This is a genomic window from Streptosporangium vulgare, from assembly GCF_042428775.1.
Lineage (GTDB): Bacteria > Actinomycetota > Actinomycetes > Streptosporangiales > Streptosporangiaceae > Streptosporangium > Streptosporangium vulgare.
Window position 1 is genome coordinate 258383 of record NZ_JBHMBS010000002.1, and the last position, 22764, is coordinate 281146.

The window sequence follows — 22764 nt, forward strand, 5'->3', positions numbered from 1 at the left end:
TCCACGGCCACCTCTTAGTACTTCAGCAGGTTGGCGTCGTCCACCGACGCGGACCTGCGGGTTCGGAAGATCATCACGATGATGGCGAGGCCGATCACGACCTCGGCCGCGGCCACCACCATCACGAAGAACGCGATGATCTGGCCGTCCAGGTTGCCCTGCTGCCTGGCGAAGGTGACGAACGCGAGGTTGCAGGCGTTGAGCATGAGCTCGACGCACATGAACACCACGATCGCGTTGCGCCGCACCAGCACACCGACGGCGCCGATCGCGAACAGCAGCGCGGAGAGCACCAGGTAGTGAGTGGTCACTTGCCGTCCTCCTGCTGGAGTGCCGCGTCCCTCACATGGACGGGCTCGTCGTCCGGGTCGGAGTCGCGGCCCTGTGCCGCGTCCTTCTCCAGGACCTGCTTGATGAGCGCCGCCTTCGCCGGGTCGGTCGGCGCGAAGCCGTCCTCGATCTCGTGCCGGGCGAGCACCCGGTTGATGGACTTCTCCGCGACCGTGCCGTCGGGCAGCAGGGCCGGCATGTCGATCGCGTTGTGCAGCGCGTAGGTGCCGGGCCCCGGCAGCGGCGAGGGCTGCGGGCCGGTGAAGCGGGCGCGGGACAGGTCACGCTGGGTGGCCTTGGGCCGGACGCGCTCGCGGTGCGCCAGCACCATCGCGCCGAGCGCGGCGGTGATCAGCAGCGCCGAGGTGACCTCGAAGGCGAAGACGTACCTGGTGAAGATGAGCTGCGCCAGGGAGGGCACGTTGCCGCCGGCGGTCTTCACGGCCTCGGTGAGGCCGGTGGGCGCGGCGTAGGCGGCGTTGCCGACGCCCAGGGCGAGCAGCGCCGCGAAGGACAGGCCAGCGACGGCCGCCCAGAGACGCTGTCCCTTGATCGTCTCGACCAGCGAGTCGGCGGAGTCGACGCCGACGAGCATCAGGACGAACAGGAAGAGCATCATGACCGCGCCGGTGTAGACGATGATCTGCACCGCGGCGAGGAAGGGGGCGTCCTGGACGGCGTACAGCACGGCCAGCGACAGCATGACGACGCCCAGCATCAGCGCCGAGTAGACCGCCTTGCGGCTGAAGACGAGCCCGAAGGCCGCCCCCACCGAGACGACCGCCAGAACCCAGAACGTGATGGTCTCACCCATTGTTGCGTCCCAGCCGGTAGTAGTCCTCTTCGGTCTCGCCGAGACGCATGGGGTGCGGCGGGACCTCCATGCCGGGGCCCAGCGGCGCGAGCAGCATCTCCTTGGTGTAGATGAGGCTCTCACGGCTGCTGTCGGCGAGGTCGTACTCGTTGGTCATCGTGAGTGCCCGTGTCGGGCACGCCTCGATGCACAGGCCGCACAGGATGCACCGCAGATAGTTGATCTGGTAGGTGCGCCCGTAGCGCTCACCCGGCGAGAACCGCTCCTCGTCGGTGTTGTCCGCGCCCTCGACGAAGATCGCGTCGGCCGGGCAGGCCCAGGCGCACAGCTCGCAGCCGACGCACTTCTCCAGGCCGTCGGGCCAGCGGTTGAGCTGGTGCCGGCCGTGGAAGCGCGGAGCCGTGGGCCGCTGTTCCTCGGGGTAGTTGACCGTCTCGACCTTCTTGAACATCGTGTGGAAGGTCACGCCGAATCCCTTGATGGGATTCAGCCAATCAGTTGCTCCCACTGGGAACCTCCTTGCGCGCTACACCGTGGTAGTGCGGCAGGTCGAGCGGCGGCACCGGGAAGCCACCGGCGGACGGCTCGGCTTGGAGTTGCTCGAACTCGGCCTGGACCTGGGCGGCCCTGGTCTCCTTGCGCTTCTGCAGCACGCTGTCGAAGCGCCACCAGATCCCGAGGCAGCCGATCACCACGACCGCGAGCACGATGAGCACGAGCGAGCGGTCGACGCTCTCCAGCCGCATGGCCTTGACCGTGGCGACGAGCATGATCCAGGCCAGGTTGACCGGGATGAGGATCTTCCAGCCGAGAGCCATCAGCTGGTCGTACCTGACGCGCGGCAGCGAGGCGCGGCACCAGACGAAGAAGGAGAAGACCAGCACCATCTTGAGGAAGAACCACAGCAGCGGCCACCAGCCGGTGTTGGCCCCGTCCCACATGGAGATCGGCCACGGGGCCTGCCAGCCGCCCATGAACAGGGTGATGGAGACCGCGGAGACCACGAAGACGTTGACGTACTCGGCGAGCATGATGACCGCGAACTTCAGCGAGTTGGAGTACTCGGTCTGGAAGCCGCCGACCAGCTCGCCCTCGCCCTCGGGCAGGTCGAAGGGGACCCGGTTGGTCTCGCCCAGCATCGTGATGATGTAGATCAGGAAGGACGGGATCAGCAGGATCATGTACCAGGAGGGCAACGGGATCTGCAGGCCGCCCAGCGTGAGCGCCCCGCCCTGGGCCTGGGCCGCGACGATCTCCGAGGTGGAGAGGGTCCCGGCGAACAGGAAGACCCCGACGAACGACAGGCCCATCGCGATCTCGTACGAGACCACCTGGGCACTGGCCCGCAGGCCGCCGAGCACCGAGTAGGGGGAGCGCGAGCCCCAGCCGGCCAGCACGATGCCGTACACGCCGATCGAGGCCATCGCCAGCACCAGCAGCACCGCGACCGGCAGGTCGGTGAGCTGCAGCGGCGTCTCGACCCCGAACATCCAGACCTTCGGGCCCATCGGGATGACGGAGAAGGCGAGGAAGGCCGGGACCGCGAGGACGACCGGGGCGATGAAGTAGATCACCTTGTCGACGGTCCGGGGCATCAGGTCTTCCTTCAGCCCCATCTTGAGACCGTCGGCCACCGACTGGAGCAACCCGAACTTGCCCGCCCGGTTGGGGCCGTACCGGTTCTGCATGCGGGAGATGAGCTTGCGCTCGAACCACACGCCGAACAGCACGCCCAGCATCAGGACGATGAAGATGACGGCGGCCTTGATGATGCTGATCCAGAGCGGGTCCTTGCCGAAGTCGGCGAGGCCCGGGAAGTTCGGATCGGCCGCTAGAAGAGTCCGGGCATTCATTACCGCTCCTCGTTGGCTTCGCCGGCGGCACGTGCCTCGCCGGCCGTCGTGCCGGTGGCACGCTCGTCGGACCCGGTCGCAGTGGCCGTGCCCGTGACAGTGCCCGTTACGGTGCCCGCGACGGTGCTCGCCGGGCCCGGCGTGACCGGGCCGGCGGCGGCGGGCGCGACAGGAGCGGCTCCGCTGGAGGCCCCGATCGTGACCACGTCACCGGCGACGGCGCGCAGGTCCCGGGTGACCGAGCGGCCCGCGGAGTTGGCGGGCAGCCACACCACCCGGTCGGGCAGGTCGGCGATCCGCACGGGCAGGCTCAGCGAGCCGCGCTCGGTGCCGACGACGACCTCGCCGCCGTCGACCAGGCCGTTCTCGGCCGCGGTGGACTCCGACACCAGCGCCACGGCCGCGCGGGCGGTGCCCGCCAGGTACGGCTCCCCGGCCTGCAGGCGGCCGTCGTCGAGCAGCAGGTGCCAGCTGGCCAGGACGGCCTCTCCCGCCTCGGGCCTGGCGGCGGCCCGGCCGGCGGCCTCGGGGGCGGCGGCCCTGGGTCCGCGCCACGCGCCGATCGCGCTGAGCTCGCGGCGGGCGGCGGCGGGGTCGGGCAGGCCGAGGTGGACGTCCATCGCGTCGGCGATCGCGGAGACGACCCGCAGGTCGCTCATGATCCCCGGAACCGGGAGCGCCTCGGCGAAGGTGCGGCCGCGTCCCTCCCAGTCGACGAAGGTGCCCGACTTCTCGGCCACCACGGCGACGGGGAGCACCACGTCGGCGCGGTCGGTGACCGCGCTGGCGCGCTGCTCCAGGCTCACGATGAACGGGGTGTTCTCCAGGGCGAGCAGCGCGGCCTGCGGCGCCGGCAGGTCGTAGGGGTCGACACCGGCGACGACGAGGGCGTCCAGCTCGCCGTCGAGCGCCGCCGCCAGCATGGCGGTGGTGTCGCGGCCCTCGCCCTCGGGCAGCGAGGCGACGTCCCACGCCCTCGCCACCTCGGCGCGGGCGGTCTCGTCGCCGACCGGGCGGCCGATCGGCAGCAGGTTCGGCAGCGCCCCGGCCTCGACGGCCCCGCGCTCACCGGCTCGGCGCGGGATCCAGGCGAGGCGGGCGCCGGTGGAGTCGGCGAGGCGCAGCAGCGCCGACAGCGCGCCCGGCACGGTGGCGAGCCGCTCACCGGCCAGGATGATCGCGCCCGGCTGCCTGATCGCCTCGGCGGCGAGGGCGTCCACGGCGGCCAGGTCGTCGAGGACGGCGGTCTCCGAGCCCGGCACCGCCGGGATCAGGGTGCCGCGCATCTTGGCGAGCCCGGGGCCGGCGAACGGCGCGACCGAGAAGACCTTCAGGCCCTTCTTGCGCGCCGCCTTGCGCAGGCGCAGGAAGACGATCGGCGACTCCTCGTCGGGCTCGAAGCCCGCCAGGAGCACCGCGGGCGCCTTCTCCAGGTCGGCGTAGCGGACCTCGATGCCCTTGCCCGCGACGGCGTGCGCCAGGAACCGCGCCTCCTCCTCGGAGTGCGGCCTGGCGCGGAAGTCGATGTCGTTCGTGCCGAGGGCGATCCGGGCGAACTTCGCGTACCCGTACGCCTCCTCGACGGTGAGGCGACCGCCGACCAGCACGCCCGCGCGCCCGCGGGCGGCGGACAGGCCCCTGGCGGCCGCGGCGAACGCCTCGGGCCAGGAGGCCGGGACGAGGCGGCCCTCCTCGTCACGGACGAGGGGGGTCCTCAGCCGGTCCGGCTGGGTCGCGTAGGTGAAGGCCCAGCGGCCCTTGTCGCAGTTCCACTCCTCGTTGACCTCGGGGTCGTCCCCGGCCAGGCGGCGGGTGACCTTGCCGCGCCGGTGGTCGGTGCGCAGGGAGCAGCCGCTCGCGCAGTGCTCGCAGGCGCTGGGCGTGGAGACCAGGTCGAACGGGCGGGCCTGGAAGCGGTACGCGGCACCGGTGAGCGCGCCCACCGGGCAGATCTGCACGGTGTTGCCGGAGAAGTAGGACTCGAACGGGCGTCCGTCGGCGGTGGCGACCTGCTCCTTGGCCCCGCGCTCGAAGAAGTCGATGAGCGGGTCTCCGGCGATCTCGTCGGAGAAGCGGATGCAGCGCGCGCACTGGACGCAGCGCTCACGGTCGAGCAGCACCTCGGAGGAGAGCGCGACCGGCTTGTCGAAGGTCCGCTTCTTCTCCACGAAGCGGCTCTCGCCCTGGCCGTTGGACATGGCCTGGTTCTGCAGCGGGCACTCGCCGCCCTTGTCGCAGACCGGGCAGTCGAGCGGGTGGTTCAGGAGCAGCAGCTCCATCACGCCGCGCTGCGCCTTCTCGGCGACCGGGGAGGTGAGCTGGGTCTGCACGACCATGCCCTCGGCGACCTCGATCGCGCAGGAGGGCTGCGGCTTGGGGAAGCCCCGGCCGTTGCCGGCGTCGGGGATGTCCACCAGGCACTGGCGGCAGTTGGCGGCCGGCTCCAGCAGCGGGTGGTCGCAGAACCGGGGGATCTGGATGCCGAGCAGCTCGGCCGCCCGGATGATCAGAGTGCCCTTCGGGACGCTCACCTGGAAGCCGTCGATGGTGACGGTGACCAGGTCCACCGGCACCTGCTGCGCCGGGGTGGTGGCTTCGACGGTCATGGCGTCTCCTCCGTCGGCCTCATGACCGAGACGGTGCTGTGCTTGCCGGTTGCCTGGGTCCGCGCGCTCACTGGGCACCCCACACCGTGGACGGGGCGTGATCGAACGGGCAGCCGCCGATCTCGAAGTGCTTGAGGTATTCGTCGCGGAAGTATTTCACCGACGAGTGGATGGGGCTGGTGGCCCCGTCGCCCAGGGCGCAGAAGGAGCGTCCCAGGATGTTGTCGGCGATGTCGGTGATCGTGGTCAGGTCCTCTTCGGTGCCCTGGCCCTTCTCCAGCCGCTTGAGCACCTGCTTGAGCCAGTAGGTGCCCTCCCGGCAGGGGGTGCACTTGCCACACGACTCGTGCGCGTAGAACTCGGTCCAGCGCAGCACGGCCCGCACCACGCAGGTGGTCTCGTCGAAGATCTGCAGGGCCCGGGTGCCGAGCATCGAGCCCTTCGCGCCGACGGACTCGAAGTCCAGCGGGACGTCGAGGTGCTCGTCGGTGAAGATCGGGGTGCTCGACCCGCCGGGGGTCCAGAACTTGAGCCGGTGGCCCTCGCGGATGCCGCCGGACATCTCCAGCAGCTCGCGCAGCGTGATGCCGAGCGGGGCCTCGTACTGGCCGGGCCTGGTCACGTGGCCGCTCAGCGAGAAGATGCCGAAGCCCTTGGACTTCTCGGTGCCCATCCCGGCGAACCAGTCGGCGCCGTTGGCGATGATGGAGGGAACACTCGCGACCGACTCGACGTTGTTGACGACGGTCGGCGAGGCGTACAGGCCCGCCACGGCGGGGAAGGGGGGCTTGAGCCGAGGTTGGCCGCGATAGCCCTCCAGCGAGTCGAGCAGCGCCGTCTCCTCGCCACAGATGTAGGCGCCCGCCCCGCTGTGCACGACCAGCTCCAGGTCGAAGCCGGAGCCGAACAGGCCGGTGCCGAGATAGCCCTTGGCGTACGCCTCGGCCACGGCGGCCTGCAGGCGGCGCACGACGTGCAGCACCTCGCCGCGCACGTAGATGAAGGCGTGGTTGGCCCGGATCGCGTACGCGGTGATGATGACGCCCTCGACCAGCGAGTGCGGGTTCGCCATCATCAGCGGGATGTCCTTGCACGTGCCGGGCTCGGACTCGTCGGCGTTGACCACCAGATAGTGCGGCTTGCCGTCCCCCTGGGGGATGAAGCCCCACTTCATGCCGGTGGGGAAGCCCGCGCCGCCTCGGCCGCGCAGTCCGGAGTCCTTGACGGCCTGGATGACGGCGTCGGGGTCCATGCCCAGCGCCTTCTTGGCCGCCGAGTAGTCGCCGTAGCCCTCCAGGGTGAAGGAGTTGGGCTGGTCCCAGTTCGCGGTCAGAACCGGGGTGAGAGTGGTCACTTCGTCTCCTCGCCTGGCAGCCCGTCGCTCCGTGACGAGGCCGCGCCGTGCCTGCCGGCACGCTCGTTACACCCGCACGCGCCGGTCTGACCGGCGCGCCCGCTCGTGGTGGCTCCGCTCCGTGGCACGCTCACGCCTCCGGAGCCTTCCATCCCTTGGCCTTGGCGATCTTCAGGCCCTCCAGGGAGGCCCCGTTCGCCGAGGGGCCGTCGCCGGCCAGGCCGTCGGGCAGGCCCGCGAGCACCCGCGAGGCCTCCTTGAACGTGCAGAGCTTCTTCGGTCCCCGGGTCGGGGAGAGCTCCTTGCCGTCCCTGAGGTCGTCGACGAGCTGCTTGGCCGAGGCCGGGGTCTGGTTGTCGAAGAACTCCCAGTTGACCATCATCACCGGGGCGAAGTCGCAGGCGGCGTTGCACTCCAGCCGCTCCAGCGAGACCTTGCCGTCGGGGGTCGTCTCGTCGTGGCCGACGCCGGCGTGCTCGGACAGCTCGTCCCAGATCTGGTCGCCGCCCATGACCGCGCAGAGCGTGTTGATGCACACGCCCACGTGATACTGGCCCATCGGCTTGCGCTTGTACATCGTGTAGAAGGTGGAGACGCCCACGACCTCGGCCTTGCTCAGGCCGAGCATCTCGGCGCAGAACTCGTGGCCGTCGTCGGAGACGTAGCCGTCCTCCGACTGCACCAGGTGCAGCAGGGGCAGCAGGGCCGACCGCGGCTTCGGGTAGCGACCGATGATCTCCTTGGCGTCGCGCTCCAGGCGCTCCCGCACTTCCGGCGCGTACCCCTTGGTCACGGTCGCGCTCACCTCCTCGTTCGAGGGCTCGCCGCCCAGGGCGGTGCTCGTCCCGAGGGCGCTCCCGCCCGTCAGGCCGGTGCCCGTGCTCGCGTCGAGCCCCTCGTCCGCCGCGTTCGCCGACCGGCCCGCCGGGCCCTTGCTGGAACTCATCGGTCGACACCTCCCATCACCGGGTCGATCGAGGCCACCGCCGAGATGACGTCGGCGACCATGCCGCCCTCACACGTCGCGGGCATGGCCTGCAGGTTCGTGAAGGACGGGTCGCGGAAGTGTACGCGGTAGGGGCGGGTCCCGCCGTCGCTGACCACGTGGGCGCCGAGCTCGCCGCGGGGCGACTCGACCGAGGCGTACGCCTGCCCCGCCGGGACCCGGAAGCCCTCGGTCACCAGCTTGAAGTGGTGGATCAGCGCCTCCATGGAGCCGCTCATGATGTGCGCGATGTGGTCGGGCGAGTTGCCCAGGCCGTCGGGGCCGAGCGCGAGCTGCGCGGGCCAGCCGATCTTCTTGTCGTCGACCATCACCCGGTCGTTCTTGAGCGGCCCGGAGAGGCGGTCGAGCGCCTGCTCAATGATCTTGAGCGACTCCTCCATCTCGGCCACCCGTACCAGGTAGCGGCCGTAGACGTCGGCGGTCTTCTCCGTCGGGACGTCGAACTCGTAGGTCTCGTAGCCGCAGTAGGGCTGCGACTTGCGCAGGTCCCACGGCAGGCCGGCGGCCCGCAGCATCGGGCCGGTGACGCCCAGCGCCATGCAGCCGGTGAGGTCGAGGTAGGCGACGTCCTTGGTGCGGGCCAGGTACACCGGGTTCGCGTCGAGCATCTTGCGCATGTCCTTGATGCGCCCCGGCATGACCTTGAGCAGCTCGCCGACCTTGTCGACGGCGCCGGCGGGCAGGTCGACGGAGACGCCTCCGGGCCGGACGTAGGCCATGTTCATCCGCAGGCCGGTGATGTACTCCATCACGTCGAGCACCATCTCGCGCTCGCGGGACCCGAAGAGGAACGGCGTGGTCGCGCCCAGCTCCATGCCGAAGGTGCCGATCGCCACCATGTGCGAGGAGATCCGGGTGAGCTCCATCATCATCACGCGGATGGCCTGGGCCCGCTCGGGGATCCGGTCGGTGATGCCCAGCAGCCGCTCGACGCCCATGCAGTAGGCGGTCTCGTTGAAGATCGGCGCCAGGTAGTCCATCCGGGTGACGAACGTCGTGCCCTGGGTCCACGTCCGGTACTCGAGGTTCTTCTCGATGCCGGTGTGCAGGTAGCCGATGACCGTGCGGGCCTCGGTGACCGTCTCGCCGTCGAGGTTCAGGACCAGGCGGAGCACGCCGTGCGTGGACGGGTGCTGGGGGCCCATGTTGATGACGAGCTGCTGGTCCTGCTGGCCGGAGAGGGTCTCGACGAGCTCGCTCCAGTCGTTGCCCGAGACGGTGTAGACCTTGCCCTCGGTGGCCTCGTCGTACGTGTCGTCGTACGAGGACCCGATGGTCTCCTTCGTCTCCTGGTAGGGGACGCTCATGTGTAGGACCTCCTCTGGTCCGGCGCGGGGATCTCGGCGCCGCGGTACTCGACCGGGATGCCGCCGAGCGGGTAGTCCTTGCGCTGGGGGTGGCCGTCCCAGTCGTCGGGCATCATGATGCGGGTCAGCGCCGGGTGCCCGTCGAAGACGATGCCGAAGAAGTCCCAGGTCTCGCGCTCGTGCCAGTCGTGCGTCGGGTAGACCGAGACCGTGGAGGGGATGTGCCGGTCGTCGTCGGGGCAGGAGACCTCGACGCGCAGGCGGCGGTTGTGCGTGATCGAGCACAGGTGGATCACCGCGTGCAACTCCTGGCCCGCCAGGTGGGGATAGTGCACCCCCGAGACGCCGAGCGAGAGCTCGAAGCGCAGGGCGGGGTCGTCGCGCAGGATCTTGACCACGTCGAGCAGGCGCTCGCGCCTGACGTGGAAGGTGAGCTCGCCGCGGTCGACCACCACGCGCTCGACGGCGTCGCCGAGGTCGCCGCCGAGGGCGCGCTCCAGCTCGTCGGCGACGGTGTCGAAGTAGCCGCCGTACGGGCGGGCGCTGGACAGCTCGGGCTTGCGCCGCACGACGAGGCGGCCGTAGCCGGAGGTGTCGCCGGTGCCCGAGGCGCCGAACATGCCCAGGTGCGCGACCGGCTCCTCCGGCACCTTGGGGAGGTTGTCGGTGGGTTCGCTCGTCATTTGGCGGTCCCCTGGTCGATCAGCGGCAGCGTCCGCAGGGCCTGCAGTTCGAGCTCGTCGATCTGCTTGGCGCGGTGCGCGCCGAACTTCGTGTTCTGGATCTTGTCGTGCAGCTTGACGATCGCGTCGATGAGCATCTCGGGCCGCGGCGGGCAGCCGGGGAGGTAGATGTCGACGGGGACGACGTGGTCGACGCCCTGCACGATCGCGTAGTTGTTGAACATGCCGCCGCTGGAGGCGCAGACGCCCATCGCGATGACCCACTTGGGCTCGGCCATCTGGTCGTAGATCTGGCGCAGCACCGGGGCCATCTTCTGCGACAGCCGTCCCGCGACGATCATCAGGTCGGCCTGGCGCGGAGACGCCGAGGCGCGCTCCATGCCGAAGCGCGCCAGGTCGTGCTTGGGACCGCCGGTGGACATCAGCTCGATGGCGCAGCAGGCGAGGCCGAACGTCGCCGGCCAGACGGAGTTCTTGCGCGCCCAGCCCGCGACCTGCTCGACCGTGCTGAGCATGAACCCGCTCGGAAGTTTCTCTTCAAGACCCATATCTAGTCCCAGTCCAGACCCTTGCGGCGCCACACGTACGCGTAGGCCACGAGCACGGTGACGATGAACAGCAGCATCTCGACCAACCCGAACATCCCGAGCTGGTCGAACGCGACCGCCCACGGGTAGAGGAAGATGATCTCGATGTCGAACACGATGAACAGCATCGCGGTGACCATGTACTTCAGCGGGAAGCGGCCTCCGCCCACGGGCTGGGGCGTCGGCTCGATACCGCACTCATAGGCGTCGAGTTTCGCGCGGTTCCAGCGCTTGGGACCGGTGAAAGGGGCGATCGTCACCGAGAAGATCGCAAATCCCGCCGCGAGAACGGCGAGCACCAGAATGGGTGCGTACACGTCCAGTGTCATTGCTTCGCCTCCTCTCCCATCTCCACGCGCGCCGGCGCGTAGCTCTGCGTTTTGGTGTATTTCGAAAGTCTAGGCAGGGCGATCATCGCCCCCGGTTCCAGGTGTCCGGCCCTCGTCGCTCTCATGCCGGTGGCGCCACCTTCGACAGGGCGTTGATGATGCGGTCGGACGCGTCTCCCCGCCGGTCGGTGAGATTAGCAAGGAGCTTGAGGGCGAACCGCATCAGGTGGGGGTGTGGCAGCGCGTGACGCGTCGCGAAGTTCATCACACCGCGGTGCCCGATCAGCTCCACGAATCCCCTGCCGAGGGTGAAGTAACCACCGTATGCGTCTTTCAACGTCTGAGGGTAGGCGCGCAGTACGCGCTCCCGCTGCGCGGGGGTGACCCTGCCGAGCGCCTGGACGATCGTCTCGGCGGCGATGTGGCCGGTCTCCATCGCGTACGCGATGCCCTCGCCGTTGAACGGGTTGATCATCCCACCGGCGTCGCCCACCAGCACCAGGCCCCGCGTGTAGTGCGGCTGGCGGTTGAAGGCCATCGGCAGCGCGGCCCCCCTGATGGGGGTGGTCATGTTCTCCTCGACGTAGCCCCACTCGGGGGGCATGCCCTTCACCCAGCGCTTGAGCAGGTCACGGTAGTCCATGCCCTTGAAGGACTCGCTGGTGTTCAGCAGCCCCAGGCCCACGTTGGAGGTGCCGTCGCCGACGCCGAAGATCCAGCCGTAGCCGGGCAGCAGGGTGTCGCCGTCCCACAGCTCCAGCCAGGTCTCCAGGTAGTCGTCGTCGTGGCGGGGGCTCTCGAAGTAGGTCCGCACCGCGACACCCATCGGGCGGTCCTCGCGCTTGTGCAGGCCCATCGCCAGGGAGATACGGGTGGAGTTGCCGTCGGCGGCGACCACCAGCCGGGAGCGGTAGGTGACCTCCTCGCCGTCGCGCTTGGCGGTCACGCCGACGATGTGCCCGCTGCGGTCGTCGAGGACCGGGGCGGTGACGTTCACCCCCTGCAGCAGGCGGACGCCCGCCTTGACCGCGTTGGCGGCCAGGATCTCGTCGAAGTCCTGGCGGGTGCGCACCAGGCCGAAGTCGGGGAAGCTCGACAGCTCCGGCCAGTCGAGCTCGAAGCGCATCCCGCCGCCGACCACGCGCAGGCCCTTGTTGCGGACCCAGCCGGGGGCGTCGATGTCGATCCCCATCGCGATGAGCTGCTTGACCGCTCGGGGCGTGAGCCCGTCGCCGCAGACCTTCTCGCGGGGGAAGGTGGTCTTCTCGAGCAGCAGGACGTCGAGCCCGGCCTGCGCGAGGTGGAATGCGGTTGTCGAACCGGCGGGCCCGGCGCCGACGACGATGACGTCGGCGTCAGCCTCAGCGACTTTCCGCTGTGTGGCGGCTGGCACGGTCACGGGACCTGTCCTGTCCTACACGCTGTGGGGGCCTCGGGGTAAGGGGCCTTTCGTTCCTTTGTGAAGAGCTTCACAAACTTGTCGGGCCGAAGTCTAACGCCTTTGCGGGGCAAAGTGTCAGGCGGGTGTTGCCCTTGTCGCCAATCTTCCACGGGGGGCGCTACGCGGGCTTGTACGCGCGGTGCAGGGCCACGATCCCGAGGCTCAGGTTGCGCCAGGCGACCCGCTCCCAGCCCGCTCCCTGAATGATCTTCGCCAACCCCGCCTGGTCCGGCCAGGCCCTGATCGACTCCGCCAGGTACTCGTAGGAGTCGTCGTTGGAACCGAAGAGCTTCGCGGCCTGCGGCATCAGCTTCATCAGGTACTGCGAGTATACGAGGTCGAAGGACCTGGGCGTCGGGTGCGAGAACTCCAGGATCACCAGCCGCGCGCCCGGCCTGGCCACCCGGTACATCTCACGCAGCGCCTGCCCGGTGTCGTGCACGTTGCGCAGCGCGGTGGAGATCGTCACCGCGTCGAAGACTCCGTCGGCGAAGGGCAGCCGCAGCGCGTCGCCCGCGACGAAGCTCACCCCCCGCACCCCGCCCCCGGAGATCCCCGAGCCGCCCCTGCGCCTCACCCCGGTGCTCAGCATGCCGAGCGAGAAGTCGGAGGCGATGGCGCGGGCGCCCAGCGTGGTGAACGCGTCGGTCGACGTACCGGTGCCCGCGCCGAGGTCGAGGACCAGCTCCCCGGGGCCCGCGTCGACGGCCGCGGCGGCGGCCTTTCGCCACAGCCGGACCTGGCCCAGGGAGATAACGTCGTTGACAAGGTCGTACCGCCTGGCCGTGCGATCGAACATCGCGGCGACCTCGTGCGGCTGCTTGTCCAGAGAAGCGCGCGTCATGACTCCCACCCTAGGCCCGCCCCGACAATCCACGGAAAGTAGTCATTCCATTACTCAGAGCATGCTAAAAATTGTCGAATGTTTGCCAGAGCCACTTACGCGCTGGTCGCGGTCCTGACCCTGGTTCCCCCCGGGATCGCCGCCGCCGGCACCACGAAGCACAGCAGGGTCGTCTCGGCCGATCCGGTGAACACCACTCCCCACGTGCTCGACGGGATCGTCAACGCCATCGCGCTGGTGGACGGCACGGTGGTGGTCGGCGGCTCGTTCGGCGAGGTGCGCGAGGCCGGGAGCTCGAGGGTGCTTCCACGAGCCAACCTCTTCGCCTACGACCTGGCCACCGGCCGGATCCTGCCCGGCTTCGCGCCGCGCCTCGACCGCCCGGTCCAGGCCCTGGCCGCGGGGGTTCACGGCACCGTCTACGCCGGCGGGCGGTTCACCAAGACCGGCGGCGCGCGGACCCGGGGCCTGGCCCTGCTCCGGCTCTCCGACGGCTCCCCGGTCCCCCGCTTCGGCGCCCAGGTCAGTGGCGGCGCGGTCACCAGCCTGGCCAGGCTCGGCCGGCACCTCTACGCGGGCGGCGACTTCACCTATGTCGGCTCCGCCGCCCGTACGGCGCTGGCGAGGCTCGACGCCGTCACCGGCGAGGCCGACCCGTCCTTCACGATCGAGCCGGGCGCGCCCAGGGGAGGCAGGACCAGGGTCCACGCGCTCTCCCTCGGTCGCGGCAGGCTGGCGGTCGGCGGCGACTTCACCACCCTCGGCGGCCTGCCGCGGGCCCAGCTCGGCCTGATCACCGTCACCGCCCCGGCCGCCTCCGCCGCGGGCCTCGCCGCCTCACCGGCCACGGTCGCGCCGTGGCGGACCGACGCCTACCGGGGCCGGTGCATGGCCGACTTCCCCGGTTACGTGCGGGGCCTGGACTTCGCCCCGGACGGGAGTTATCTCGCCGTCGTCACGACCGGCGGGCCCGGGGGGCAGGAAAGGATGTGCGACACCGCGGCCCGGTTCGAGACCGGCGCCCCGTCCGGGACCGGCGCGGTGCGGCCGACGTGGGTGAACCACACCGGGGGTGACTCCCTGTACGCGGTGGCGGCGACGGGCGCGGCCGTCTACGTCGGCGGGCACCAGCGCTGGCTGGACAATCCGTCCGGCCACGACTCGGCGGGTCCCGGGGCGGTGGCGCGGCCGGGGATAGGCGCGATCGATCCGCGTACCGGCAGGGCCCTGGCGTGGAACCCCACACGGGACCGCGGAATCGGGATCAAGGCATTCCTCGCGTACCCCGGCGGATTACTGGTTGGTAGTGACACAACTCGCCTTGGTCACGAGTACCATGCCCGAGTCGGCATGTTCCCGTTGCCGATCACTCCCGATTCTTAGTGATTCGCTCGCTCATCGCGTCTCTCTGCTTCGAGAGCAGGACGTAACTGGCCACACCGCTGATCAGGAATGCGACGATCAGCAGGCCCAGCGGCTCACGCAGGCCGAGGATATAGAGCACTCCCAGAGTCACGGCCAGCAGACCGGCCCGGGACGCGGTGTAAACGATGACGGGACGCACGGTGTCAAGGCTACGTCACCCTGTCCCGACGATCGCGATCGCGGTGGTTGCACGGGTAACTCTTCGCATCTACTGCGAGCGCTGCTAGTCTTCCCAAGAGATCTGTTTCGTAAAGAAACACCCACGAGAGTCCCAAAAAGGCTCTATCATATAACAATCGGGCAGGCAGTAGATAACAACCCGTGATCTTTGTTGAAAACCACGGATAAATCAGGCTTCGCTCGGCACACTGGTTACCTGTCCGCCCGCTGGCAGGAAGCGGGATGCGAGGGGGAGAGATTGTGGAGAGTAGCAGCGAGCGTCTGCTGACGCCCGGAGAGGTTGCCGCCCTCTTCCGGGTCGACCCAAAGACGGTTACACGCTGGGCCGCGGCAGGCCGCATCAGCAGCATCCGTACCCCCGGAGGGCACCGGCGTTTCCGCGAGTCGGAAGTGCACGCCCTTCTGCGTGGAGAGGACGTTTTGACGGCCGAACGGCCGACAGGCGAGTCCCCGCGCGTCTGACGACTTAGGACGTCACACCATCGGTGATCCTGCGCGCCTTACCCGGAAGCCGCAGGGTCACCGTGGAGTCGTGTGAAGTACGACACGACACGGACGGTGACCTCCCCCGTCACCGGGCCACCCGCCCCGCCGGGCCCGCCGCCGCGTTCCGCACCCGGAACCACCCGGCGCGCTCCGGCCCCCGATCCCCCCGGCACCGCCCCCCGCCCGGCCTCGAAGCCGGCCCGGGTCTCCCGTTCGGCGGCTCGCGCGAAGGAGCCGAGGACCACGCGGCCTTCCGGGGCCCCTAAGTCTCCTGCTCGGCCTTGAAGGCCAGGAACTCCCGCTCCAGCTCGTCGTTCTCCTCCAGCCACCGCCGCCGCCGCTCGGCCCACTCCTCCTCGGTGAGCGACTCGGCCAGCCAGCGGTCGTAGTCGGGATCCCCCGGAGAGACCTCCACGTAGGCATTGCCGATCAGGCGCCCGTCATCGCTGGCCAGGGTCTGCGGCACGCGCAGGGTCCCGTCAGCGAGTCTGATGACGTACATCCCAGATCACCTAGATTCCGTAGCGCCGGTTGAAGAACAACATGACGTTGAGCGCCATCCGCGTGTCGCCGCCCAGCATGTCGACCAGCGCGGGGCGCTGCCGGGAGACGATCGCGGCGAAGGCGTCGGCGAAGAACTCCTTGCGGCCCAGGTCGCCCGGCTGGAGATGGAACCCCGAGGCCAGCGCGGGAACGCACTGGGCGTAGAGGGCGGCGAACTCCGGGGAGTCGGAGACCCAGTCGCCGTGGGGGGCGTCCACGTCGTCCAGGGCGTGCCCGACCTCGTGCATCATCACGTCGGGGGTGGGCGAGGGCCGGTCTCCCACCACGATCTTGCGGTCGCCGTACGCCCCCGCGCAGACGTCCCAGGTCGCCCGGCCCGAGGGGAGCGGCGCGCCGCGCAGGTAGCCCATGTCGTCGAGGTCGGGCACCCCGCCCGCGCCGACGTAGATGCCGTCGAGGCCCTCGGCCAACTTGTTCTTCAGCACGTCGGGCAGCCTCGCGAGGCTCTCCACCGCCCGTACGACCTCGGGGGGCGGCGTCTCCTTCCGCGAGTCCCACTGGCGGTGCAGGATGCGCTCCAGGCGCCCGCAGTGGCGCAGGCCGTCACCCAGGTCCGGGGTGTCGGGGGAGTTGGGCTGGGCCCGGGGATTCTCGTCGTCGAGCTCGAAGTCCTTCCAGGTGTACTGCGGCCGGTCGGCCACCGGGGCCGTGACCGTCCCGACCCGGCGCTCGGCCTCGCGGGGGACCTCACGCGGAGCCTCCCTGAGGGCACTCTCCGCACGCGTGGCCGGACCCCGCTGCCACCACCGCCGTCGATGGCGGCCCTTGTCGCCCGAATGTGCCATCACACCCCCTGGGGAAGTGGCAACGGGTCCACGGTAAGGGGTGGGGGCCCTGCCAGTCATCCGTAACGTGGAGCCGGACCGCAGCAGGTCCCACGATGGCTTACAGTTCGGGCATGCCCCTGCTTGTCGGTCTGGCGATTCTCGCCTTCTGGCTCTACTGCCTGTTCGACGTCATCACCACGCCGGACGAGGAGTCCAGGAACCTGCCCAAGCTCCTCTGGGTGCTCATCGTGGTGCTGATGCCGATCGCCGGAGGAGCCTTCTGGCTGCTGCTCGGCCGGCCGACCGGCCCCAGGGCGCCCCGCTCGCTCCTGGCCGAGGAGCGGCCTCGCGGCGAGGCTCCCAAGGGTCCCGACGACGACCCCGACTTCCTCAAGGACCTCGAACGCCGCCTGCGCGACGACGACTGATCCCTCCGGTCCCTCCCGACGCCGATCGGCCGGCCGGCCGCCACGGCCGACCGGCCTGGAATTCCGCGCGGAAACCCGCCGGGAATCCGGGGTGAAATCAGCGTGAACCCCGGCGTGGAAATGCGCCGGAAAATTCCGGCGCGAAAATTCGGCCCGGGGAAATCTCGGCATCGAGAATCATCTCGGTGCCGAGAATCACCGGGGAACTCAGGGAACCTCGGCGTAGGAGTGCAGCCCGCCGAGGAAAATGTTCACCCCGACCAGGTTGAACAGCAGGCAGGCGAAGGCGACGAGCTGCACGATCATGGCCGCCTTTCCCTTCCAGCCCGCGGTGGCCCTGGCGTGCAGGTAGGCGGCGTAGGCGATCCAGGTGATGAACGCCCAGATCTCCTTGGGGTCCCAGCCCCAGTAACGGCCCCACGCCTTGTCGGCCCAGAGCGCCCCGGCGATGACGGCGAAGGTCCAGATCGGGAAGCCGATCACGATGGCCCGGTGCGCGACCCGCTCCAGGTCCCGCCGGGACGGCAGCCGGACCGCGGTGTCCTTCCTGACCAGGTAGAGGATGCCGGAGACCCCGGCCACGATGAACAGCCCGCTGGCGACGATCGCCGCCGACACGTGGATCGCGACCCAGTACGAGTTCAGGGCGGGCACCACGGGACCGGCCTGCACGTGCAGGTACCGTACGGCGAAACCGAGCCCCAGCGCGGCGGCGACCGTGACGAACGCGCCCAGGAAGCGGACCGGGTAGCGGAGCTGCATGAACAGGAACGCGCTCACCGCCGCGAAGCACATCGCGACCACGAACTCGTACATGTTGCCCCACGGCCACCGGTCCACGGCGAGGCCGCGGGTGAGGAGGGAGACGAGGTTGGCGGCCCAGCCGAGCCAGCTCAGCCCGACGGCCACCGGGCCCGCCCACACCGTCCAGGCGGGCGGCGCCTTCTCCGCGGGACCGCCCTCGGCGAGGGCTGTGTCGGCGTCGGCCGGGGCGGCGCCCCCGCCGACGGTGGCCGGAACGGGCCGGGCCACGCGGGCCGGCGCCCCCGCGGACCGGCCGAAGGCCAGGTCGAGGGCGTAAGCGATCATTGCGGAGACGTAGAGCAGCACCGTCGCCAGGATGAGCTGGTCGCTCAACGTGGCGAGGCCGGCGTCGACCTCAGCGGACATCCTTCACTCCTGAATCGGGAACTCCCGGGTTCAAAACTCCTGGGTTCAAAGCGGAGACGATCTCGGTGAACTCCTCGCTGAAATCGCCGCCCTCGGTACGCGTGAGGCCGCCCGCCTCGACCGTGCGGTCATCGTGGATCCGCACCCACACCCTGCGGCGGCGGACGGTCAGGGTGAGCACGAGACCGAGGACGGCGAGGACCGAGGCCACGAGCGCGGGCATCCGGCCCGGGTCGTGGGTGATCTGCAGGGCGATCCACTCCCTGACGCCGGTGAACTCGATCGAGCCCGCGCCGTTCGGGAGCGTGAGCTTCTTGCCGACCGCGAGCGGGTCGGCCTTCATGACCAGCGGCTTCATCTTCTTCAGGCTCGCCGGGTCGAGCTCGTAGACCGACTGCGGCCGGCCGTCCTTCAGGCCCAGGTCACCGGCGAAGGCGCCGTACACCTGGGCGGTGGGGTTGGCGGCGCCGGGGAAGACCGAGACCCACTCGGCGCCCATCGGGACGGTCGTCGGCAGGAAGCCGACGAGGATGCCGAGCTGCTCGGGCTTCGCGTCCGGAACCTTGATCACGCACTCGGAGGTGAAGGTGGCGGGCTGGACGACCAGGCAGGGCACCGGGCCGTCGAAGGCGACCTGGCCCTTGCCGTCGGTGATCCTGAAGGTCGGCGCGTAGCCGTGGTCGATCAGGTAGCTCAGCGTGCCGTTGACGTCCAGCGGCTCGTTGACCTTCAGGACGTAGTCGCGCGGGGCGGCGCCCGGGGCGTCCTCGACCTTGAGCCTGGCCTCGTAGTCGAGGGCCTGGCCCGCCTTCTCGCCCTTCGCGATGTAGGTCGCCTGGAAGTCGTCGACGGTGAAGGAGAACGGCTCCAGCGACTCGGCGTTCACCTGGGGGCCGGGCATGTAGCGGTCGTAGGCGGCGACCGTGTTGGCGAACCCCTCGCCCTCCACGACCAGCACGTTGCCCCGGTAGCCGTACAGCGACCCGGCCCCGACCGCGACCAGCAGGCCGAGCAGGGCCACGTGGAAGAGCAGGTTGCCGGTCTCGCGCAGGTAGCCCTTCTCCCCGGCGACCCAGCCGGGACCCGTGGCCACCCGGAACCGCCTGGCGCGCAGCCTCGCGGCGACCTCCTCCACACCGAGGTCGGCCTCGAAGGCGGCGTGCTGCGGCAGCCTGCTCAGGTTGCGCGGCGCCGCGGGCGGCTTCTTGCGCAGCTCCCGCAGGTGGGTCGCGGTGCGGGGGAGCACGCAGCCGATCAGGGACACGAACAGCAGAAGGTAGATCGCGGCGAACCAGGGCGCCCTGAACACGTCGAACAGCCAGAACCGGTCGAGCCACTCGGCGAGCCGGGGGCTGTCCTCGAAGTACTGGAAGACCTTGGCGTCGGAGACGCCGCGCTGCGGCCAGATCGAGCCGGGGATGGAGCCCAGGGCGAACAGGAACAGCAGGATCAGCGCGGTCCGCATCGAGGTGAGCGTCCGCCAGAACCAGCGCGCCCACCCCACGACCCCGAGGCCCGTGGGCCGCTGCGCCTCGCTCACCTTTCGCTCCCCCGTCCTCGGGTCGACGGACACCATCAGATCACCGGCTCGAATCCGCCGACCCAGCCCTGGGTCATCGCGACGAGCTGCTCCCACAGCCCGGTGACGAGCAGCACGCCGACGACGACGAGCATGACGCCGCCCACCCGCGTGATCAGCCGCGAGTGCCGGCGCACCGCCTTGAACGTCCTCAGCGCCCTGCTGTACGCCAGCCCGGCCGCCACGAACGGCAGGCCGAGGCCGAGCGCGTACGCGAAGGCGAGGATCGCGCCGCGACCGGCGCTGCCCTCGTTCAGGCCGAGGGTGAGCACGACCCCGAGGGTGGGGCCGATGCAGGGGGTCCAGCCCAGGCCGAACACCAGGCCGAGCAGGGGCGCCCCGGCCAGGCCGGCGGCCGGGACCCGGTGGATGCGGAAATCACGCTGCAGCCCCGGCACGACCCCCATGAAGGCCAGGCCGAGCACGATCGTGAGGGCGCCCAGCACCCGCGTGATGATCCCGGCGTTGCCGAACAGGGCCGCGCCGAGGCCGCCGAAGAGCGCTCCCCCGGCCACGAACACGAAGGAGAAGCCCAGGACGAACAGCACGATGCCCGCGACCATGCGCCCCCGCCTGGGGTCGGCGCTCATGCCGGTCACGTACGACAGGTAGCCGGGGACCAGCGGCAGCACGCAGGGCGACAGGAACGACACCAGCCCGGCCGCGACCGCGATCGGCAGCGCGAGCGCGAGCGAGCCGCTCGCGACGGTGCCCACGAGGTCGGCGCTCACCGCGGGCCCGGCCGTCGCCCGGAGCCGTTATCGCTCATCGCCGACCTTGGTCACCGCGGCGAGGAGGTCGGTGTACTTGACCGCGCCGAGGGCCCTGGCGGCGATCCGGCCCTGGCGGTCGATGATCAGGGTGGAGGGGATGGCCGCGGGCGGGACCGTGCCCTGGAAGGAGAGCGCGACCTTGCCCGGCTGGTCGAAGATGCTGGGGTAACCGGACTGGTGGCTGCGTTCGAACGCGAGCGCGTCGGCCTTGCGGTCCTTGAAGTCGATGCCGAGGAACTCCACGCCGTCGGCCTTCGTCTTGGCGGAGATGTCCTTGAGCACCGGCGCCTCGGCCCGGCAGGGCGCGCACCAGGAGGCCCAGAAGTTGAGCACCACGATCTTGCCCTTGTGGGCCGCGAGGCTCGCGGTGCCCCCGTCGAGCGTCTCCCCCTGGACCTGCGGGGCGACCTTGCGGTCGGCGGCCTCGAACAGGGTGATCTTGCCGTCACCGGCCACGAAGCGGGTGTCGCCGGTCTGCGGCTGCGATCCCTGGTTTCCGGCGCATCCGGCCACGGCGATCAGCAGCGCGACGGCGGCGAAGGATTGTGCGCGCATGGGTGACGGAGGCTCCCTGTACTACAACCGGTAGAGCAATCACTGTACCGGCGAGGTCAGGCGCCCGGCACAGTGGGGCGTTTGACGAGCGACGCCGCGGGCTCGCTGTATCCGACGCCGATCAGACGGTCTCCCTCGAAGGAGAAGCTCGTGAGGCTGGCGAGACCGCACTGCCTGCGGCGCGGGTCGTGCGGCAGGCGCCTGCCCTCGGCGGCGAGTCTGATGGTCCAGATCGGGAGCTGGTGGCTGACCATGATCGCCTCATGGCCGCGCGCCGCTTCGCGGGCGGCGTCGATCGCGGCCCTCATCCGGCTGACCAGGTGGGTGTAGCGCTCCCCCCAGGAGGGGCGGAGCGGGTTCCACAGGTAGCGGTAGAAGCGCGGGTTGCGGAAGAGGGTGTCGCCCCTGCCGAGGGAGAGGCCCTCGAAGATGTTCTCGGCCTCGATGAGGCGCTCGTCGACCGTGACCTCCAGGTGGAAGGTCTCGGCGAACGGGGCCGCCGTCTCCTGGGCACGCTCCAGCGGCGAGGAGAACAGCGCGGTGACGTCACGTCCGGCGACCGTCTTCGCCACCGTCTCGGCCATCTGGCGGCCGTTGTCGGAGAGGTGGTAGTCGGGAAGCCTGCCGTACAGGACGTTAGCGGGATTGTGCACCTCACCGTGGCGCAGGAGGTGAACGACGGTGGTCTCAGCCATGGTGCCGCCAGCCTACCGACAGGTATGGGTTGGTGGCCGGGCAGGTGGGCCCCGCGGGTCGGATGGGACGGGATGGAACTGGATATAAGGGGATAGGGTCACCTGGGTGAGCCCCCTCGCGCTCGCCCTCGTCCTCTCCTCCGCCGTCGCCCACGCCTGCTGGAACCTGATGAGCAAGCAGGCGGCCGAGGCCGACGGCGTCGTCTTCGTCTGGATGGTGGCCGCCGCCTCCACGCTGGTCTGGACCCCGGTCGCGGCGGGCTATCTCCTCCTCGGCGGCACCGGCCCCTCCTGGACCGACCTCGGGGTGATCGCCGCGAGCACCACGCTGCACCTGGGCTACTTCATGCTGCTGCAGCGCGGCTACCGGCACGGCGACCTGTCGATGGTCTACCCGATCGCCCGCGGCACCGGCCCGCTGCTGGCCAGCCTGGTCGCCGTCTCGTTCCTGGGCGAGCGGCCGGGACCCGTCGGCATCGCCGGGATCCTGCTGGTCGGGGTGGGCGTCCTGCTGCTCGGCGCGGCGCGCAGGCCCAGCCGCCAGGACCTGAGCGGGATCGGGTTCGGGCTGGCCACCGGGGTGTTCATCGCGGCGTACACCGTCTGGGACAAGCAGGTCGTGAGCGCCTTCGCGGTCGCGCCGATCCTGCTCAACTACGGCGGCGACCTCGGCCGCACCCTGGTCCTGACCGCTCCGGCGCTCGGCTCCCGCCGCAGGGGCCTGGTCCTGCCCGTCTGGCACGAGCACCGCACCCGGGTGCTGGGCGCGGCGGTGCTGATGCCCCTCTCCTACCTCCTGGCGCTGACCGCGTACACGTTCTCACCGATCAGCTCGGTGGCGCCGGTACGGGAGGTCAGCGTGCTCGTGGCGGTGGTGCTCGGCGGCAGGCTGCTGGCCGAGGGCGACCTGACCCGGCGGCTGCTGGCGGCCTGCGTCATCGTCGGCGGCGTGGTGACGATCGCCCTCAGCTAGCGGCGCCGGACACCG

25 protein-coding genes are annotated in these 22764 nt (G+C 70.2%); 4 read left to right on the forward strand and 21 right to left on the reverse strand.

Annotated elements, in window-relative coordinates; translation table 11 throughout:
* Positions 1–14: 14 nt before the first annotated feature.
* The 13 genes from nuoK to ACFFRH_RS05220 form a co-directional block, all read right to left on the reverse strand.
* A complete protein-coding gene (nuoK, locus tag ACFFRH_RS05160; protein ID WP_329089089.1) occupies positions 15–311 on the reverse strand; it encodes an NADH-quinone oxidoreductase subunit NuoK in 297 nt (98 codons plus the stop codon).
* Positions 308–1144 (reverse strand): NADH-quinone oxidoreductase subunit J, encoded by an 837-nt coding sequence (locus ACFFRH_RS05165; protein ID WP_344747306.1) that lies wholly within the window; start codon positions 1142–1144, stop codon positions 308–310. The genes nuoK and ACFFRH_RS05165 overlap by 4 nt, the downstream gene beginning before the upstream one ends.
* A complete protein-coding gene (gene nuoI, locus ACFFRH_RS05170; protein ID WP_344747308.1) occupies positions 1137–1652 on the reverse strand; it encodes an NADH-quinone oxidoreductase subunit NuoI in 516 nt (171 codons plus the stop codon). Before nuoI ends, ACFFRH_RS05165 begins: the two co-directional genes overlap by 8 nt.
* A complete protein-coding gene (gene nuoH, locus ACFFRH_RS05175) occupies positions 1639–2997 on the reverse strand; it encodes an NADH-quinone oxidoreductase subunit NuoH (protein ID WP_344747309.1) in 1359 nt (452 codons plus the stop codon). Before nuoH ends, nuoI begins: the two co-directional genes overlap by 14 nt.
* Positions 2997–5603: an NADH-quinone oxidoreductase subunit G gene (locus ACFFRH_RS05180; protein WP_386154612.1), complete on the reverse strand. Its 2607-nt coding sequence runs from the start codon at positions 5601–5603 to the stop codon at positions 2997–2999. Before ACFFRH_RS05180 ends, nuoH begins: the two co-directional genes overlap by 1 nt.
* Positions 5604–5670: 67 nt before the next feature.
* Positions 5671–6957 (reverse strand): NADH-quinone oxidoreductase subunit NuoF, encoded by a 1287-nt coding sequence (gene nuoF, locus ACFFRH_RS05185; RefSeq protein ID WP_344747310.1) that lies wholly within the window; start codon positions 6955–6957, stop codon positions 5671–5673.
* Between the two features lie 130 nt (positions 6958–7087).
* Entirely contained in the window at positions 7088–7903 is an 816-nt protein-coding gene (nuoE, locus tag ACFFRH_RS05190) for an NADH-quinone oxidoreductase subunit NuoE (protein WP_386154615.1), read from the reverse strand.
* The gene (locus ACFFRH_RS05195; RefSeq protein WP_344747311.1) at positions 7900–9270 is read right to left on the reverse strand and encodes an NADH-quinone oxidoreductase subunit D; all 1371 of its coding nucleotides are present in this window, start codon (positions 9268–9270) and stop codon (positions 7900–7902) included. Before ACFFRH_RS05195 ends, nuoE begins: the two co-directional genes overlap by 4 nt.
* Complete coding sequence (locus ACFFRH_RS05200) at positions 9267–9953, reverse strand: NADH-quinone oxidoreductase subunit C (RefSeq protein ID WP_344747313.1); 687 nt, start codon at positions 9951–9953, stop codon at positions 9267–9269. The genes ACFFRH_RS05195 and ACFFRH_RS05200 overlap by 4 nt, the downstream gene beginning before the upstream one ends.
* Entirely contained in the window at positions 9950–10501 is a 552-nt protein-coding gene (locus tag ACFFRH_RS05205) for a NuoB/complex I 20 kDa subunit family protein (RefSeq protein WP_030916695.1), read from the reverse strand. The genes ACFFRH_RS05200 and ACFFRH_RS05205 overlap by 4 nt, the downstream gene beginning before the upstream one ends.
* A gap of 2 nt (positions 10502–10503) precedes the next feature.
* Positions 10504–10863 carry an NADH-quinone oxidoreductase subunit A gene (locus tag ACFFRH_RS05210; protein WP_344747364.1) on the reverse strand — a complete coding sequence of 120 codons (360 nt, stop codon included), beginning with the start codon at positions 10861–10863 and terminating at the stop codon, positions 10504–10506.
* A gap of 127 nt (positions 10864–10990) precedes the next feature.
* Positions 10991–12268, reverse strand: a complete 1278-nt coding sequence (locus tag ACFFRH_RS05215; RefSeq protein WP_386154620.1) for a geranylgeranyl reductase family protein — start codon at positions 12266–12268, stop codon at positions 10991–10993.
* 160 nt (positions 12269–12428) lie between these two features.
* Positions 12429–13154: a demethylmenaquinone methyltransferase gene (locus ACFFRH_RS05220; RefSeq protein ID WP_344747315.1), complete on the reverse strand. Its 726-nt coding sequence runs from the start codon at positions 13152–13154 to the stop codon at positions 12429–12431.
* 78 nt (positions 13155–13232) lie between these two features.
* Between ACFFRH_RS05220 and ACFFRH_RS05225 the strand changes: the two genes are divergently transcribed.
* A complete protein-coding gene (locus tag ACFFRH_RS05225; RefSeq protein WP_344747317.1) occupies positions 13233–14537 on the forward strand; it encodes a hypothetical protein in 1305 nt (434 codons plus the stop codon).
* Here ACFFRH_RS05225 and ACFFRH_RS05230 read toward each other — a convergent pair.
* Positions 14521–14718, reverse strand: a complete 198-nt coding sequence (locus tag ACFFRH_RS05230; RefSeq protein ID WP_344747318.1) for a DUF4229 domain-containing protein — start codon at positions 14716–14718, stop codon at positions 14521–14523. The two genes, ACFFRH_RS05225 and ACFFRH_RS05230, sit on opposite strands and share 17 nt — an antisense overlap.
* A gap of 263 nt (positions 14719–14981) precedes the next feature.
* On the opposite strand from ACFFRH_RS05230, the gene ACFFRH_RS05235 reads away from it, so the two are divergent.
* On the forward strand, positions 14982–15221 hold the full coding sequence (locus ACFFRH_RS05235; protein ID WP_344747320.1) for a BldC family transcriptional regulator: 240 nt from the start codon (positions 14982–14984) through the stop codon (positions 15219–15221).
* A 286-nt stretch (positions 15222–15507) separates the two neighbouring features.
* Here the strand turns inward: ACFFRH_RS05235 and ACFFRH_RS05240 are convergent, their stop codons facing one another.
* Together ACFFRH_RS05240 and ACFFRH_RS05245 are read right to left on the reverse strand one after the other, a co-directional pair.
* On the reverse strand, positions 15508–15747 hold the full coding sequence (locus ACFFRH_RS05240) for a hypothetical protein (protein WP_344747321.1): 240 nt from the start codon (positions 15745–15747) through the stop codon (positions 15508–15510).
* A 10-nt stretch (positions 15748–15757) separates the two neighbouring features.
* The gene (locus tag ACFFRH_RS05245) at positions 15758–16594 is read right to left on the reverse strand and encodes a hypothetical protein (RefSeq protein WP_344747322.1); all 837 of its coding nucleotides are present in this window, start codon (positions 16592–16594) and stop codon (positions 15758–15760) included.
* A gap of 113 nt (positions 16595–16707) precedes the next feature.
* On the opposite strand from ACFFRH_RS05245, the gene ACFFRH_RS05250 reads away from it, so the two are divergent.
* On the forward strand, positions 16708–17004 hold the full coding sequence (locus ACFFRH_RS05250; RefSeq protein ID WP_344747323.1) for a PLDc N-terminal domain-containing protein: 297 nt from the start codon (positions 16708–16710) through the stop codon (positions 17002–17004).
* Between the two features lie 207 nt (positions 17005–17211).
* Here the strand turns inward: ACFFRH_RS05250 and ccsA are convergent, their stop codons facing one another.
* The 5 genes from ccsA to ACFFRH_RS05275 are packed head-to-tail and all read right to left on the reverse strand — an operon-like array spanning position 17212 to position 21776.
* Positions 17212–18174, reverse strand: coding sequence for a cytochrome c biogenesis protein CcsA (ccsA, locus tag ACFFRH_RS05255; RefSeq protein WP_344747324.1), 963 nt, complete (start codon positions 18172–18174; stop codon positions 17212–17214).
* Positions 18164–19714 (reverse strand): cytochrome c biogenesis protein ResB, encoded by a 1551-nt coding sequence (resB, locus tag ACFFRH_RS05260; RefSeq protein ID WP_344747325.1) that lies wholly within the window; start codon positions 19712–19714, stop codon positions 18164–18166. Before resB ends, ccsA begins: the two co-directional genes overlap by 11 nt.
* Before the next feature lie 35 nt (positions 19715–19749).
* Complete coding sequence (locus tag ACFFRH_RS05265) at positions 19750–20484, reverse strand: cytochrome c biogenesis CcdA family protein (protein WP_344747326.1); 735 nt, start codon at positions 20482–20484, stop codon at positions 19750–19752.
* A 27-nt stretch (positions 20485–20511) separates the two neighbouring features.
* A complete protein-coding gene (locus ACFFRH_RS05270; protein ID WP_344747327.1) occupies positions 20512–21081 on the reverse strand; it encodes a TlpA family protein disulfide reductase in 570 nt (189 codons plus the stop codon).
* 56 nt (positions 21082–21137) lie between these two features.
* On the reverse strand, positions 21138–21776 hold the full coding sequence (locus ACFFRH_RS05275) for a histidine phosphatase family protein (RefSeq protein ID WP_344747328.1): 639 nt from the start codon (positions 21774–21776) through the stop codon (positions 21138–21140).
* A gap of 106 nt (positions 21777–21882) precedes the next feature.
* Here ACFFRH_RS05275 and ACFFRH_RS05280 point away from each other — a divergent pair, with 106 nt between their 5' ends.
* On the forward strand, positions 21883–22749 hold the full coding sequence (locus tag ACFFRH_RS05280) for an EamA family transporter (RefSeq protein WP_344747329.1): 867 nt from the start codon (positions 21883–21885) through the stop codon (positions 22747–22749).
* Positions 22750–22764: the final 15 nt, after the last annotated feature.